Here is a 15976-nt window from a genome sequence, read left to right as displayed (position 1 = left end):
GCCCGCCGCGGCAAAGGCGGCGGGCAGGGGGAAACGCCGTGGGGGCACTTCCTGGCATGCCTGGCCTGGACAGGCCAGGCATGCCGCCGCGAGGGGGGAGAACAAGCCGGCCCTGGGAGACCGACTCGGGGAGATCGGCCCGGGGAGCCCGGCCCGGAAGCGCTTTATTTCAGGACAAGGGCCAGAAAGCGGTTTTCATCGAGGATGTACACCTCGTCCTTGGTATAGGGACCGAGGATGGATTCCCGCTCCAGTTCGCGCAGGGCCTTGTTAAGCGTCACCCGGTGCACGCCGAGCAGATTGGCCAGCTCCTGCTGGTTAAGGCACGGCTTGACCCTGGCCTCCATGGTGCCGTCGTCGTGAATGTTGGCCCGCACGCGCAAAAACGTGCAAATCCGGGAAGGGAGATCTTCCAGGCACAGGCTGACGGATTGGTTGCACAGGACGCGGACCTTGGCGGCCAGGGTTCGCAGCAAGGCCAAGGCCAGTTCCGGATAGCGGGGAATGAGCTCGCCGATGACGCAATCCCGTGAAAAAGCATAGAGAACACAGTCTGTTGCAGCAACGACAGTGCTCCTGGCGGGCACTTCGTCAAAAAAAGGCGTTTCACCGACAATGGCACCGGGATACAGGGAAAGCAGCAGCTTTTCCCGTCCGTCGCGCGTGATGCGCATAAGGCGCACCTCGCCTTTTTCAATGAAATACAGCTGTTCTCCGGTCACACCCCCCGGAAGAATGTCCGTCCCTTTGGGAAAGCGACAGCATTTTCCGTAGCACAGGACTTTTCGCCATACTTTGGCAACAGAGGAAATCCTGACGAATTCCAGAGATTTATCCTCATCAAGGAGACAACATTTCCCTTCATCCATGGGGTTTTCTCCCTATGGCGACAGATGATGTAGGGCAGGCGTTCGGTAAATATTTGCCTTATCCCAAAAGAGATGCAAGAAATAATTTGTGAAAACTGTAGCAACCGTTACAGCGAAGAATATGCTCCTCACCTATTGTCCGCCAAGCCTCAAGCACAATACTCGCAGGAGGATTGGCTATGCCATCAGCCGGATTTTGTAAGGCTTCACTGTGCAAGTGGGGCTTAAGTTTTATTTTGGCAATACTTGCCTATATCGCCATGCCCGTTGGCGACGGCATCGTAACGCCCCACATGGCGTTATTCATGGCCATCACCGTTTGGGCCGTTGCCATGTGGTCGATGGATGTTGTCGACCAAGTAGCTGTCGGAATTCTGCTTCCTATTCTTTATATTTTGATATGCGGCGTCAAACAACGTGTTGTTTTCGGCCCATGGCTGAGTGATGTTCCCATTATTGTGATAGGTGGATTCACGCTTGGCAAAATATTCCATGAAACCGGCCTCGGAAAACGCATCGGTTTGTTATGTGTTAGGGCCATGGGTGGGAGCTTTTCCGGCACACTGATCGGGATATGTCTGGCCGGCGCGATCATAGCACCACTTGTTCCCTCCATCATGGGCAAGGCCGCCATCATCTGCGCCCTGGGCGTCAGCCTGTGCGACGCACTGGATTTCAAGGCCAAGAGTCGAGAAGCGACCGCCATCATGCTGACCTGTTTCCTGACGGTCGCATCGACGAAGCTGTGCTATCTCACCGGTGGGGCCGATCTCGTTCTCGGCATGGCCCTGGTCGACAAAGTGCTCGGCATAAAGACCACATGGCTCGAATACGCCATGTACAACTTCCTGCCCGGCATGATCTACACCTTCCTGTCGGTGGGACTCGTCATCGCCCTGCTGCCTTCGTCCACGAACAAAGCAAAGATGAAAGCCAACATGCTGGCAAAATGCTGTGATCTCGGCCCGGCGACTTCCGAACAAAAGCGGGCGGCCTACCTGATGCTTGTCACGTTGCTGTTGCTGGCCACGGACAAGCTGCACGGCATCAGTGCGGGCATCGTGCTGATCATCATCACGTTCGTCACCTTCCTGCCCGGGGTGCGGCTCATGGACGGCCAGCGATTCTCCAAGATCAACTTCGCCCCGCTGTTCTTCATCATGGGCTGCATGGCCATCGGCAGCGCCGGCGGCGCGCTCAAGGTGACGGACTGGATCGCGCAGATGGCCTTGCCCTACCTGCATGGCCTCGGCGACAATGCGGCAGGGGGAGCGGCGTATACCCTGGGCATGGCCGCCAACTTCCTGCTGACCCCCCTGGCGGCGACCACCACCATGACTTCGCCCCTGGCCGAGTTGGGCAGGCAGATGCACGTGGATTCGCGCGCCTTGTATTTCTCCTTTCAATACGGCCTGGACAACTATATTTTCCCTTATGAATACGCGGTATTATTATATTTTTTCAGCTTCGGCTATATCCGCTCCAAGGATATGTTCAAGGTGCTCGGTGTGCGCCTGATCCTGGCCGGGCTTTTTGTCACCTTCATTGCCATGCCGTTTTGGAACATGCTGCTCCAGTAACCAGGAAAGGACCTTTCCCGCTTTGTTTCCGGCCCTGATAGTTCCCTATCAGGGCCTTTTTATTTCCCCGCGCTCCCTGTCGGGCAGGAAAAAGTCGCAGATCTCGAGCAAACCGAGGAGAAACAACACGCTCATGGCCAAAGTGCCCGGCAGGCAAAGACTGACGAGAATAAGTCCGCTGCGACTTTTGACGACGCCACACAGTGGAAAGGTGTCTTGCCCGCAAGCGGTGCCTGCAAAATCATTGTCGGCGCCATGAAAGAGGCGACACGCGTCTATCCAACGCCTCAGGCCATCCAGCTCGGTTCTCCGGTCTTTTCAGCACAAACCCGTAGGAATTTGGACGGAGAAAGTCGACCACAGAAGCATGGACCCCACGTTCTTCAGGCGCTCCCAATGTTGGCGGGACCGCCTGTAACAACCCTCGCAATGACTTCCCTAAGCGTCTCCATCTCAGCGGGCTTGGCGAGGTAGTCGCTCATCCCCGCAGCCAGGAACTTTTCCCTGTCACCGGACATGGCGTGGGCGGTAAGGGCGACGATGGGGATGTCGGCCTTGTCCGTTCCCGCTCCCCCGGCTCGGATGCGGCGTGTGGCCTCCAGGCCGTCCATAACCGGCATCTGGATGTCCATGAGGATGAGATCGAAGGTTTCGAATTGGAGGATATCCAGTGCTTGTCGCCCATTTTCAGCGTTTCGGATGCGATGGCCAGCCTTTTTTAAGAGATGGGAGAGCGCTATCGCGTTCACCTTGTCGTCTTCGACCACGAGCACCGTGACTTCATGGACTGCATCCGTCCGGGGGGCCGTTTTGCCCTCGACTTGTCCAGCCCCCTCTACGACCTTTCCGAACACGACGCAGAAATGCACCGTGGTGCCGACGCCCTTCGCGCTGTCGATGGAGACACCTCCCCCCATGAGCTCCACCAAATTTTTGCAGATGGACAACCCGAGACCAGCGCCCTGGTATTTCCGGGTGAAGCTGTCGTCGGCCTGCGTGAAGGGCTCAAACAAGGCTGGAAGTATCGCATCATCGATGCCGACTCCAGTGTCGGCCACGGAGAACAGCACCCGAACCTTGTCCGGGGCAGAAGGCGGCAAGAGGTAGGCCTCAACGTTTATCTCCCCGGCCTGAGTGAATTTGATGGCATTGCCGATCAAGTTGTTCAGCACCTGTTGCAGCCGGGAACTGTCTCCCACCACGTGGTCCGGGATTCTTGCATCCGCATAAAAGGTTATGCGGATGCCTTTCTGGCGTGCCGGCATGGCGAAAAGCTGTTCAACGGCCCGAAACAGTTCCATGAACATGAATGGCGTGGCCTTGATCTGAAGCCGCCCGGCCTCGATCCGGGAGAGATCAAGGATGTCGGCGACCAGTCCGGCAAGCCGCCGACAGGATCGGAGCGCCATCTCGACATACTCGATCTGTTCCTGGTCAAGCTCGGTCGTTTTCAACAACTGGACCATGCCCACGATCCCGTTGATGGGTGTGCGGATCTCGTGACTCATGTTGGCCAAGAAACGGCTTTTGGTCTGGGTGGCCTCTTCGGCCACCTCCTTGGCTTCCCGCAATTCCACCTCGATTCTTTTGCGGTCGGTGATCTCCCAGGCAATTGTCCCCACGCCCATAAGTCCGCCATCCTCGCCGTAGACTGGAAACTTTTTGGTCAGATAGGTGCGCACTTCTCCGTTTGGCCCCAGCGTCTCCTCCTCGGCAGTGACTGACTGGCCCGGCTTCAGGGGCAAGGCCTGCCGGTCGTTGGCCATATACGCTTCGATCTGCTCCGGGGTGGACTTGCCTGCGAAGAGTTCCTGGTCGCTTCGGCCGATGACGTCCTGCGGCAAATGCCCGGTCAGTTGCGTGTAGGCCCTGTTGACTATGACATAACGCAGGGCCGTATCCTTGAAGACCATCACGTGCTCTGAGTTCTCCAGAAGTGCGTAGAAATTACGCAGAGTTTGCTCCCCGCGCTTTCGCTCCTCAATGTCCCGCACGACGGCCAGGGCAAATGACCGCCCTTGAAACTTGGTCCCGCTGGCACTGACCTCCACGGGAAAGGTTGTACCATCCTTGCGTCGGTGCTCGGACTCAAAGACATTCCTAACCGTGTCTACCGCACCAAAATTATTGCGGATATCTTCCTCGCTCAACCTGGCTTCGTAGTCCCAGGTCGCCATCCCGACCAACTCTTCCGGTGTATAACCGAGCATCTCCGCGAACTTGCGGTTCGCCTCCACCACCCGGTGTTCCTGATCGATGGCGACGATGCCATCGCCGACATTCTCCATCAGGGCCTTGCGGCGAAGGATTTCCATTTCCAAATTGCGCTGTACCTCGGTGCGCTCGATCATATCCTGTTGCAGGGCCGCGGCCATTGTATTGAGGGTGGCCCCCAGTTCGCCGAAGGTGCCCTGGGGATTGTCGAGCTCTGTCCTGGCGGACAAGTCACCCCCCTCCAGACGGCGGACCATGACGGACAACGCGTCCACCCGCTCGTAGATACCGTACTGGCACACCAGCCAAGCCGCGCTTCCAGCCAACACCACAGAGAGAAGGAGCCACCCGACCTGTCGCTGAATAGCCGCGTTGGCGTTGTCCATAACCACGGTTTTGGGGATGGCTACAAATAGGTTCAGGTAGGGAGCGTCACCCGGAGCCAGCGCCATACGGCGTATCGCGTAGATTCGTTCCGGGCCGTCGGCGTCATGCCCCGTGAAGACGCCTTCTTGTCCCAGGGACTCAATCGCCCGCCAAACAACGGGGGCGATCGGTTTCCCGATAGGGTCAGAATCCTTGGCTGGAAATCTGAAGAGCCGGTGGCCATTGGCATCGACCAGCCCCGCGAAGGAGTCTTGGGGCAATCGAGCCCGTTCGAAAAACGGCTTGAGGTCTTGCAACCGCAACGTTGCGACCAGGACACCCCGCACCCCACCCCCGCCGTCCCGCACCGGCAGGGCAAAGGGAAGAATATCCACCCCGCTCACCTTGCCCACGGCAAACTCCCCGACGGAAAACTTCCCGGCGGACAAGGCCTCCTTGACCTCCTTCCGGTCCATGAGGTTCTGCTTTGTAAATGGGAGGGCCGAGGCCACAGCGTTCCCTTGGGCATCCGTAAGGGCAAAGTTCACATAGCCAGGATTGGCCGCAAGATAGCTTCGGAACAAACCATCGCAGGCCACGGGGTCCATGGCCCGCACAGGCAAGGTTCCCGCCAGGTTGTTAAGCACCGTTTTAATGCGTCGGGTTTCTTCATCCTGCTGTGCAGCGTAATATGTAACTAAGCGGAGACTGGTAAGCTCTGTGCCCTCGATTTCATGGTTCCAACGCTCCAAAATCGAACTGGCCATGGCCGCCACAACAGGCAGCAGCCCGGCCAAGACCACCAACATAAGGTTGAATCTCACTGAGTCCGGCATTATTATTTTCATGGACCATACCGTTCTTATTTTTTTGATAAAACCCATAAAAAATGGATAGATATAGCTGCTCTTACAAAATAACAGTACCCATTTGAAGGCGCGCCCGTCAACATGACGCCATTGCTTTCCATTATGGTCGGCAACCAGGGACAGTCGAGGTCATGGGGGACGCGTCGTTGCGGCTCATCGCCATGTGTTTTTCATCAGTCTGAAGGGCAGCATCACCGTCGATTGGGCGCACCGGGAAAGCGCCCGCGACCGAATGCGTGTGCTGGTGAAACGGATTCTGCGGAAATACGGCTACCCACCCGATCTTCAGGGCTCGGTCATCCAGACGGTGCTCCAGTGAGCTGGTCCGGATTGGTTGGACAGTTTGGCGACGTAGTCAAGCTCTCGTCCGGTTGGTGCTCATGCCGCCTTGGGGGCCGAGTGGCCATCCCGATATACGCCCATGAGTCGGCGACCGTACTATGAGACGGTTGAACCAAAGAAAGCGGAACCCGACTGTGCGTACGCCGCGCAATGCCCGCCGTCTGCCCCGACGCGGGCCAACGTCTGCCCGAATGTTGTCAAAAATTTCTCAATTATCAAAAATTGTTATCAAAAAAATGTTATCCACCCCGGTCATCCACACGAAAAAGGGGTCAGGCCAAACAAGACCCAACCCCTTTCAATCATGCCTTTTCGTGTCGGAAAATCAGAACTTGTAGATCAGCCCCACAGCCAGCAACCAGGTGTTGTCGCCTTTGCTTGCGGCCTGGCTGGCCAGTCGGTGTCCCCAGACGCTTTCCTGGAACTGCCCGTGCGCCCAGCCCATCTGGCTGACGAGGTCGAGGCAGTCATACAGGTTGTATTTGGTGTCCAGATTGAGCCCGACGAGATGCTCGTTTTCCGACAAGTCGTGGCCCATGGTCATGTAGGAGGCATTTAAGAGCCGCGCCGCGCGGATGGCCCGGGGGCTGTTGTTGCCGTGGACGTAGACGAACGTCACGCGGTTGCTCAGCTTTTCCACAAAGTTGATGTTGTCGAGGGAAACGCCGAAGCCGTAGATGCCGACCGGGCTCGTGTAGGTGGTGGTGTCGCGGGGCAGGTCCTGGCCGCATTCAAACAGGAAGCTCTTGCCCGGGCCCCAGGCCGACCGCATATACGGCATGCGCTCGGAGCCGTTGCGGGTGGAGGCGTCCTCGCCCGTGGACCAGAAGCCGAACACCTGGGGCGTCATGGAGGGCAGGCCCGTGTACTGGGCGGCGAAATCGACCATCCAGCCGTGGCGCTTGGCCGCTTTGGTGTCGTTCATCGCGCCTTCGCCGTAAATCACGTCCGCGTAAAACCGCAGGGGATCAAGCGCCGAAACCTCGAATGCGCCGCCGACCCAGAAATAGGGATTCTGGGAATTCTTCCAACGGCCCAGGCCGGTCGGTTCGGCCATGTTGGCCACGCTGGCGGCCGAAAACAGCGCGTTGTTGAAGCTGTTGCCGAGTTCGGCGAAGTCGGCGGTGTTCTTGTAGGTGTAGACGGCGTCGCGACCGGCCAGGGCAAACGCGCCCCAGGGCGTGGCCTTGAAACCCTCCACGGTCACGGGCAGGGCCAGGAAATAGGCGTCGAATTCGTCGCTGACCTGGGTCGTGGACGTATCGTAGGTCCGGTTGGCGTCAAAGAGCCGTCCGAAACCGGCGATCACCGACAGGGTGTCCGGCACGAGCGGGGCCTGGACCGTCAAAGCGGCCATGAGGTCGCTGTAGATGACACTGCCGTTGAAGATGTCGTTTTGGGGCAGCCCCACATACTGGTAACCGGCGAGGACCTGGATCTTCGTGTCCGGCACCCGAAATTGCAGGTAGGCCACATCGACCAGGATGGCCGCGGCCGGATTGGCGGCGGTGTAGGTGCCCGCGCCCCAGGTGTCGATGATGCGCAGCCCCAGGCGGAAATAGACGGACTTGCTGGCCTCGAAGTCGGCCCGCAACCGGTACCGTTGCCAGATCTCGAAGTTGTCCTCGGTCTTGGTTCCCGTCTTCGTCCAGCCCGTGTAGTTATGGTTGACGTGAAAATTCCCCATGATGAACACGTCGCCGCGCATCTTGACGTTGGTTTCCGCCCACGCCGACAAAGATATCCCCAAGACCGCGATTCCCAGAAACACACACAACAACCACCGTTTCATCAAGTACTCCCCGGTTGACGCAAAACATGCGTTTTCACAAATTCCAATACCCCTTTGCCACACGCTTTCGGACAAGGCGGGAGAGGGCGTTCCCCGGTGTGACGGGAGCCCCGGATGCCGGCCGGCATGACGCCGTACGGTCTCCCGGTTTCCGGCAAAACGGCTTGTGCCGCCGTTTCGCCATGACCTTGTTCTTTGTTTCACGAGGGGTACGTGGAATCGGGTACCGGCAAAACTCGTAAAATTACGAGTCTTGCTTCTTTTCTTTTCGAGGGGAGGGAGATGCAACGGGCCGGCGGGCAAGCTTCACGTGCGGCGCACGCGGCACGGCAGGATGCGACCGGCGCCGCCAGGCAGGATCACAGGGAAAAACGCCAGCGCGGTCCGACTCAGGATTGCGGCTTGACGGTGCCGCGGCGCTCTGCAGTGTCCGCGGAGGAGACGCCCTTGGTGTGCTCCACGGCGAAACGGATCAGTTCGGCGGAACTTTTGAGCCTGAGCGCCTCCATCATGGCGTACTTGTGGAATTCCACGGTGCGCGAGGAGATGCCGAGCACGACAGCGGCTTCCTTGACGGAAAGGCCTTCGGCAAGGAGCTGGAGCACCTCGCGCTGCCGCGTCGTGAGCTGGGCCAGGGCATCCATGGATGCGGGCGGGCGGTCCCGCTGATATTGGAGCAGGTCGCCGGCCAGAAACGGCGTGATGTAGGTCTTGCCCTTAAGCCCGCAGCTGATCGCCGTCAGCAGTTCCGACGGCGCGGAATGTTTGAGCACGTAGCCCGACGCGCCGGCGTCAAAGGCGCTGGCCGCGTATTGCACGTCCATGTGCATGGTGAGGAAGATGACGACCAGGGACTCGTGGCGTTTTTTGAGCTGGCGCACGGCGTCGATGCCGTTGAGGAGCGGCATGGAGACGTCGGCCACGACGACGTCCGGGCGCAGCTTTTCCACGGCATCGAGCAAGGCGCGGCCGTCCTCCACAATGCCGACCAGATGGTAGTCCGGCTCAAGCAGGCCGCGCACGCCCTCGGCCACCAGGCGGTGGTCGTCAGCCAGCAGGATTTTCGGTTTCATCATAAGGCTCCTTGCGCCCGGGAACCGAAACGGTGATGACGGTCCCCTGCCCCGGTTCGGATCGGATAAAAAACGCGCCCTTGGCGTACTGCACGCGCTCGCGCATGCTCGCCAGACCGATTCCGGGCGTGAGTTTGGCGCATTGCGGCTTGAACCCCGCGCCGTCGTCCCGAATGGTCAGCACCATGCGCCCTTCGCCGCATTCCAGGCTGATGCCCACATACCGCGCCCGGGCGTGTTTGGCGATATTGCGCAGCCCCTCCTGGGTGACACGGTACAGACACAGCGCCGTGTCCAGGTGCAGCCGCTCGGGAATCCCCCCGAGACGACAATCCACCTGAATGCCTTCACGGTCGGCGAAATTGCGGCACAAGGCGCCCAGCGCGCTTTCGAGGCCGAAATCCTTGAGAATCGACGGATGGAGCTCCCGGGACAGCGCATGCATGTCGTTGGAAAGACTGATGATGGAATCCTTGAGATGGAGCATCTTGGCGCGCATGCCGGCGTCGAGGCACGGCGCATGCATCTCGACCGTCCCGAGTTCGATGGCCATGGCCGCCAGACGCTGCACGAAATCGTCGTGAAACTCCCGGGACAGCCGGCTGAGTTCCTCTTCCTGGGAGGAGAGGAGCCGCCCGGCCAGGGTGCGCAGCTCGCGCTGGCTGGCCAAAAGCGCTTCCTCGGCCTTTTTGCGCTGTCGCAGATTGAAAAAGAGCCCGACCACCAGCATGGATTCCAGGGCGAAGAGCGTGGCGATGCCGACGATGTAGTACTTGTAGCGATCCCAGGTCGTGGCCTCGCGGTACAGGATTTTGGCGTCCGGCGGCAGTTGGGAAATGTCGAGATGAAAGCGGTTGAGCTGACGCCAGTCGTATTGGGTGATCATGGTCCCCTCCCCGGAATCGAAGGGGATATCGGCCGGTGACTGGCCCGAAAGGATGCGCAGGGCGATCCTGCCGGCATGTTCGCCCTGCAGTCGCATGCTGAGCATGGGGCCGCCGACGATGCCGCTGCCGAAATAGGAATCGTACGGTCCCCAGATGGGCGACTTGGTATAGGCGGAGATGGACGTGATGACGTTTCGCGGCACGTAAAAGCGACCGCTGGTGTCCACGAAGAGCGTCGAAAAAAAAATCAGGGAATCCGACGGCAGGGACTGGCATTGGTCCACGATCTCGCCCAGAGAAAGCCCCCGCAGATTGATGAGCGTTACGCGCGGCTCCAGGCGCAAAAGCGCGTTTCGCAGCGTGGCCGCCCGCATCTGGTCGTTCTCGAAGGCCCCGGAGATGAGCACGGCATGCCGGCTTTCCGGCCGCAGCCGCAGGGCCGAGGCGACAAGGTCGCCGGCCAGCCCGGCCGGCTCCAATACGCCGCTGACCCGTTTGCTGATGGGTGACGCCAGGATATCCTTCTGGAAGAGGTCCGGGATATCGCAAACCACGACCGGCACGCCAGGGAAAATTTCCTCCGCCTTTTCCATCAGAAAATGCGTGGCCGGGACATCGACCGTCACGACGAGGTCGGTGGCGATATTGCCGTAGCGCTGGTGCAACAGGTCGGAAAGCGCCTGCCGCTGGCTGGCGTTGCGAAAGCGCGACAGGTCGAGATATTCGGAAAAAAACTGCACCGAAAGCCCGTGTTCCTTGGCAAGCACCTCGTGCAGGCCTTCCTCCGCCAGCTTTGTAGCCGGAAAATCGAGCGGCATGGAATAGAGCACCACCACCCGCTTCTCGCCCCTGACTGGCGACGCTTGGGGCAACACGGCGGCACGGCAGGGGAAGATGCCTCCCGCCGCAAAGAGCGCAGCGAGGAAAACGGCGGCCAGAAGAGGCCTCAGACGGATATTGCGGGAAAAAGCCATAACTCGTCACTCGGGAATGAACCGGCAGGTCGGGCGCAGCCGCCATCCGGGTCGGCCGCGGTTGCCGCCTGAGCAAAGCCCGGAGCTTGCAAAGCGCTGGCGAGAAGATGCGGCAGGCGGATACCGTCTCCAATTTCTACAAAACAAGTCAAGTTTTTTCACAACAACTGCATTTCCTCGTGTCACAGCGGATTATCCTCCCAATGATACGCCGCGAAGCCGACATCCCCCATCGTCTGTCCCCTCCCCCGCTCGCAGCTCCAACGGCGCGCAAGCCGGCGCGGATGCGTCATGCACCCGCGTCGGCTCGTTAAGGCCGTCTCCAACAGTCCAGGGTTACTCGATTTCCTCAAGGCTCTTGCCGCCTGTGCGCTTGCCCCAAAGCAGCACCGGAATGACCGGGAGCAGGTACAGCGTGCCCACCGCGCCGAACACGCCGGCAAAGCCGTAGGCCTGATGGAGTATCGGAATGAGCGGCTGGGAGGCGGACACGGACAGCCGTGCCAGGCCGTTGTGGAATCCGGTGGCCGTGTTGCGCATCCGGGTCGGGTAGGACTCGGCCGTATAGGAAAAGAGGATGAAGTTCAGGGCGAGGTTGAACACGGTCACGCAAAATCCGGCGGCGATGAGGCCGACCAGACCGTCCATGAAGGCGAAGGCGAAGGCGCAGCAGCCGGTGAGCGCGGACAGGATCGTCAGCGGAATCTTGCGGCCGCCCATGTCCGAGACGATGGAGGCCAGAAAGCAGCCGAGCGGCACGCCGATGCTGATGATGGTGGCGGCGGTGAGGCTGTCCGTGACGGAAAAACCCTTCATCTTGATGAGTTGCGTGGTCCAGGTCGTCAGCAGGAAGCCGGCCGGCGTGATGGTGATGAAAAGCAGGATGAGCAGTATCGTGCGAGACAAATAGCGCCTGGCAAACATGCCCGTCAGCACGTTCATGACGTCCACTTTGGGCTCCACCCGCTTGGCCGCCTCGGACAGGTCGATATCCTTGTGCGTGATGAAGGCCACGACCTGTTCCGCCTCGGCGATCCTGCCCCGGGACACCAGCCAGCGCGGCGATTCCTTGAGGTAGCGCAGGCCGAACAGGAAGGCGACGAGCCCCACGCCGCCGGCGTAAAAGACCAAGCGCCAGGCCTCGGGACCCGTGGGGATGATGATGCGGCACAAAAAGGCGACCACCGGCACCGCGCAAAACCCCACGGCCGCCACCTTCCCCTGCCATTTGCCGCGACTCTCGCAGGGAGCCATCTCCGCGATGTAGGCCTGGGAGGTGACCATCATGCAGAAGACGCCGAACCCGGTCAGGGCGCGGAAGATCGTGAAGATCGCGAAGCTGTCCGTGAAGCCGGTGATGATCGATGAGATGGAAAAGACGAGGATGGAGCACAAGAAGGTCTTGCGCCGGCCGATCAGGTCGGAAATGACGCCGCCGAGAAAGCCGCCCGAGGTCATGCCAATGAAATACCAGAAAACAATGGTGGCGATGTCGGTCATCGTGAGGCCCCAGGACTGGGACATGGCCGGGGCGACAAAGCCGAAATTCCAGTTGTCGAGCTGCTCGAAGAAGTAGGCGGCCATGATGATGAAAAAAAGAAACTTGTGGACGCCGCTGACAGGAACGCCGTCGAAGTAGTTGTTGACGAACCGCCCGGTCGACGTCGCCTCTCCCGGCACGCCGACGCACGCTTCTCCCTGAGGCAGCAGGGAGGACGCGCCCATGCCCGGGCCCGCCATTTTTTCCAAGGTGCTTTCCGCCATGATGCTTCTCACTCCTTTCAATGCTTGAGCCAATGTCGTTTCCCCAACCGTCCTAACCGTCGCGCATCGTCCGGCGCATCCCCCCTTCCCGATCCGGCCGGCGCGAAGGCGCGACTCGAGACCCGGGGCGAAGCGCTTTTTTTCACAAGCCCCGACAGCAGGTTCCCCAGGTGGAGCCGTCCGATGAATCCCGACCAATCGCCGGGCTTCGTCGTTTCGTCGTTAGGGATTGGCGGTGGGACCGATCTCCCGCCGCCCTCGCGCCGCGTTCCTTAAAAAAACGCGTGCGGAAAAGGCAGTATCGCCGCCCCAAAGGGGCTTCCCGAGCGGTTCCCCGCCGAGCCTGCGGGAGAATCGGGCCTGGCCGAGCCTCCCGGAACGCCGCGCCGGCCGCCGGTCCGGTTCCTAGCGCGCGCGCAGGAACCGTTCCACGGACAGGGCCGCGACGGTGCCGTCCGCCACGGCCGTGGTGATCTGGCGAAACGGCTTGTCCACGATGTCGCCGGCGGCGAACACGCCGGGCAGGTTCGTGGACATGTCCGACGTGGCCGGCACATAGCCGGCCTCGGTCAGCGTCACCTGATCCTTGAAAAGTTCGTTGCTCGGGCGCTGTCCCAAAAAGACGAAGACCCCGTCCACTTCCTCGCGCCAGGTCTTGCCGGTGGCGACGTTTTCCAGGATGGCCGCCACCAGCAGGTCGCCCGCGACCTCGAGGTCGACCACCCGGGTTTCGGTATGCCCCTCGGCCTTGCCGGACCCCAGAAGGGATTCCTGGGTGGCCGCCGCGGCGAAAAACCGGGGCATGATCTCGATCAGGGTGATATGGGCCACGCCCAGAGAGAGCAGGTAGAGGCTTTCATCGAAGGCGCTGTTGCCGCCGCCGCACACGAGCACCCGCTTTCCGGCGTAGGGCGCGCCGTCGCAGATGGCGCAGTGGTGCACCTGATCGCAGGGCGTGGGCGTTTCCAGGGGCACGGGCTTGCGGCCGGTGGCCAGGATGACGGCCCGGGCCTGGTAGATGGCCTCGTCGGTCTCCACGACCTTGACGACTCCGGTCAGGTCCAGGCGCTCGACTTCGCAGACCTCCTCCACCGGCACTTCGAAGGAATCGAGATGCTCGCGCATGCGTTGCATGAGCTCCATGCCGTGGATGGACGGATACGAGGGATAGTTCTCGACGGTGTAGGTGGAATTGACCAGGCCGCCCGTGATGTTGGACTCGAGGACAACCGCCTTGAGCTTGGCCCGGGCGGCGTAGATGCCGGCGGTCATGCCGGCGGGGCCGCCGCCGAGGATGATGCAGTCGTAGTGGTGTACCGGCTTCATGACGCGTCCCCTAGCAGGCCTTGTAAAGGGCCAGTAGTTCCTTGGGGTTCATGAGGCCGGTCTTTTTCTGGGCCACGGCGCCGTTTTTGATCACGAACAGCGTGGGCGCGCGTTCGGCCTCGAGGGCGGCCGCCGCGTCGGGATTTTTCTGGATGTCCAGGCCGAGGAGCGCGACGCCGGGCAGGAGCGCCGAAAACTTCTCCATGACCTTTTCCATGTTCTTGCAGTGTGGGCACAGCTCCTTGAACACGATGAGCACGCCGGCCTGGGTGGCCGCGATTGCTTCCTTGTAATCGTCCTGAGCGATTTCCTGTATCATGGCATATCCTCGAAGGGCCGCAGGCAGTCACCTACGGCCCGGCATGGTATTAAAGCGTCTTGAGCTCGCCGATGTAGAGCTTGATCTTTTGCAGCAGATCGGCGGCCAGGTCCTTGTTGTCGTTGATGATGTTGTTGAGCTGGAAGGGGTCGGCGCGGCGGTCGTAGAGCTCGTCGCTGTCCGGCACTTCCTGCTTGGCCCCGGCGGTGCAGGACCACATGGCCTCGTCCTTCATGATTTCCTTGGCCGGGCTGTCGGCGCTGACGTAATCGCGCTGGCTGGCGTCCTTGAGCAGCCAATGGATGAACGTGTGGTCCTCGGTGATGATGGACCAGGACATGCCGTAGTAACCGGCGATGGCGAAATCGCGGACCTTGTCGACCTCGCCGCGCATCATGGGGAGCAGGTCCTTGCCCTGCATGTCGATGCAGCCATAGACCGGGAAGCCATGTCCGCTGTCCAGGTCGTTGATATCCTGGTACAGGCCGAGGGCGTTTAAAATCGTGGGGGCGATGTCCACGTTCTGGACGAACCCCTTGAGGCGCTTGCCGCCTTCGAGGCCGGGAACGTGCATCATAAGCGGCACATGCACGAGTTCCTCGTACGGCCAGGGCCGGCACTTGCGCATGATGCCGTGGCCGTGCTCGCCCTTGCCCATGGGCTGGCCATGGTCGCTGGTGATGATGATCATGGTCTCGTCCCACAGACCCTGATCGCGGATGGAGTCGAGGAGCTTGCCGATCTGCTTGTCCACGAGCTCGATGTTCTCGGCGTACAGGGCGCGGACGTGCGCGCACTCCTCGTCGGTGATGCGGCCCTCGACGGGCGTCCAGGGAGCGAGCAAGAGCGGGTTGCCCTGCCATTCGGGGTCGTAGGGGCACGGTTCCTTGGTCCAGACCGAAGGCGGATCCCAAGGCTCGTGCGGATCGAAGGAGTCGACCCAGAGCATGAAGGGGCGGGTCTTGATGCGGACGTCGCGCAGCCAGCGGTCGGCCTCGCGGGCCACCACGCTCACGTAGTTGTCGTCCTCGTTGCGCCACTCCTGGCGGAACTTGAGAAAGCACTCGATTTCGTCGAGCAGGGCCTGGCTCGCGTCATCGATCATTTCGCCCTTTTCGTTGTAGACCATGGTCGGCGAGGTGTAATCGATGGGGCGCATGCCCGGATCGAGGGGCTCGTCGGCGTAGGTGGTGTGGTCGAGCTCATGGCCGGGGCAGAACTTCACGTAGTCGAACCCCCGGGAATAGCCGTACTTGGGCAGGCGCATGGGCGGCGTGTCGTAGACCAGGGCGGTCTGGACCTTGCGGCCCCAGAGAATGTCGGTGACCGTGGTGTCCTCGGGGGACAGCGGCTGCCAGCCGGCAAACGGCAGTGTGAACCGGCCGGTCATGAGCGCGCGGCGCACGGGCACCGTGGGCAGGCCTTCACTGTAGGCGTTTTCGAAAAGAAAACCGTTGCGGGCGAATCTGTCGAAGTTTGGTGTTTTGACAGTCTTGTTTCCATAGCAACCCAAATAATTGTGCTGCAATGTATCCAGCATGATAAATACGACATTTTTGATTTTCTTGTCCGCCATGCGAACCTCCTTTCTCCTCGCTTTC

The 15976-nt window shown here is 60.5% G+C and carries 11 protein-coding genes; 2 read left to right on the top strand and 9 right to left on the bottom strand.

The annotated features are described in order from the left end of the window. Positions 1–164 precede the first annotated feature (164 nt). Positions 165–869: a Crp/Fnr family transcriptional regulator gene (locus K9F62_13325; GenBank protein UJX39696.1), complete on the bottom strand. Its 705-nt coding sequence runs from the start codon at positions 867–869 to the stop codon at positions 165–167. Between the two features lie 179 nt (positions 870–1048). Here K9F62_13325 and K9F62_13320 point away from each other — a divergent pair, with 179 nt between their 5' ends. After that, positions 1049–2449 (top strand): anion permease, encoded by a 1401-nt coding sequence (locus tag K9F62_13320; GenBank protein ID UJX39695.1) that lies wholly within the window; start codon positions 1049–1051, stop codon positions 2447–2449. Between the two features lie 383 nt (positions 2450–2832). On the opposite strand, the gene K9F62_13315 is transcribed toward K9F62_13320, so the two are convergent. Further along, the gene (locus tag K9F62_13315; GenBank protein UJX39694.1) at positions 2833–5826 is read right to left on the bottom strand and encodes a PAS domain S-box protein; all 2994 of its coding nucleotides are present in this window, start codon (positions 5824–5826) and stop codon (positions 2833–2835) included. Between the two features lie 235 nt (positions 5827–6061). Here K9F62_13315 and K9F62_13310 point away from each other — a divergent pair, with 235 nt between their 5' ends. Then, complete coding sequence (locus K9F62_13310) at positions 6062–6217, top strand: DUF3387 domain-containing protein (protein UJX39693.1); 156 nt, start codon at positions 6062–6064, stop codon at positions 6215–6217. Between the two features lie 348 nt (positions 6218–6565). On the opposite strand, the gene K9F62_13305 is transcribed toward K9F62_13310, so the two are convergent. The 7 genes from K9F62_13305 to K9F62_13275 all read right to left on the bottom strand — a co-directional run bounded on the left by K9F62_13305 (position 6566) and on the right by K9F62_13275 (position 15951). After that, positions 6566–8032, bottom strand: a complete 1467-nt coding sequence (locus K9F62_13305; GenBank protein UJX39692.1) for an outer membrane homotrimeric porin — start codon at positions 8030–8032, stop codon at positions 6566–6568. A gap of 389 nt (positions 8033–8421) precedes the next feature. After that, complete coding sequence (locus K9F62_13300) at positions 8422–9105, bottom strand: response regulator transcription factor (GenBank protein UJX39691.1); 684 nt, start codon at positions 9103–9105, stop codon at positions 8422–8424. Then, positions 9080–10867 (bottom strand): hypothetical protein, encoded by a 1788-nt coding sequence (locus K9F62_13295; GenBank protein ID UJX39690.1) that lies wholly within the window; start codon positions 10865–10867, stop codon positions 9080–9082. The genes K9F62_13300 and K9F62_13295 overlap by 26 nt, the downstream gene beginning before the upstream one ends. Positions 10868–11302: 435 nt before the next feature. Then, on the bottom strand, positions 11303–12691 hold the full coding sequence (locus K9F62_13290) for an MFS transporter (protein ID UJX43205.1): 1389 nt from the start codon (positions 12689–12691) through the stop codon (positions 11303–11305). 444 nt (positions 12692–13135) lie between these two features. After that, complete coding sequence (locus tag K9F62_13285) at positions 13136–14056, bottom strand: FAD-dependent oxidoreductase (GenBank protein ID UJX39689.1); 921 nt, start codon at positions 14054–14056, stop codon at positions 13136–13138. Between the two features lie 10 nt (positions 14057–14066). Next, positions 14067–14375 (bottom strand): thioredoxin family protein, encoded by a 309-nt coding sequence (locus K9F62_13280; protein UJX39688.1) that lies wholly within the window; start codon positions 14373–14375, stop codon positions 14067–14069. Positions 14376–14424: 49 nt separating this feature from the next. Beyond that, entirely contained in the window at positions 14425–15951 is a 1527-nt protein-coding gene (locus tag K9F62_13275; protein ID UJX39687.1) for a sulfatase, read from the bottom strand. Positions 15952–15976: the final 25 nt, after the last annotated feature.

Source organism: Desulfovibrio sp. JY, from assembly GCA_021730285.1.
GTDB lineage: Bacteria > Desulfobacterota > Desulfovibrionia > Desulfovibrionales > Desulfovibrionaceae > Solidesulfovibrio.
This window is presented reverse-complemented; position numbering and strand designations above follow the sequence as displayed.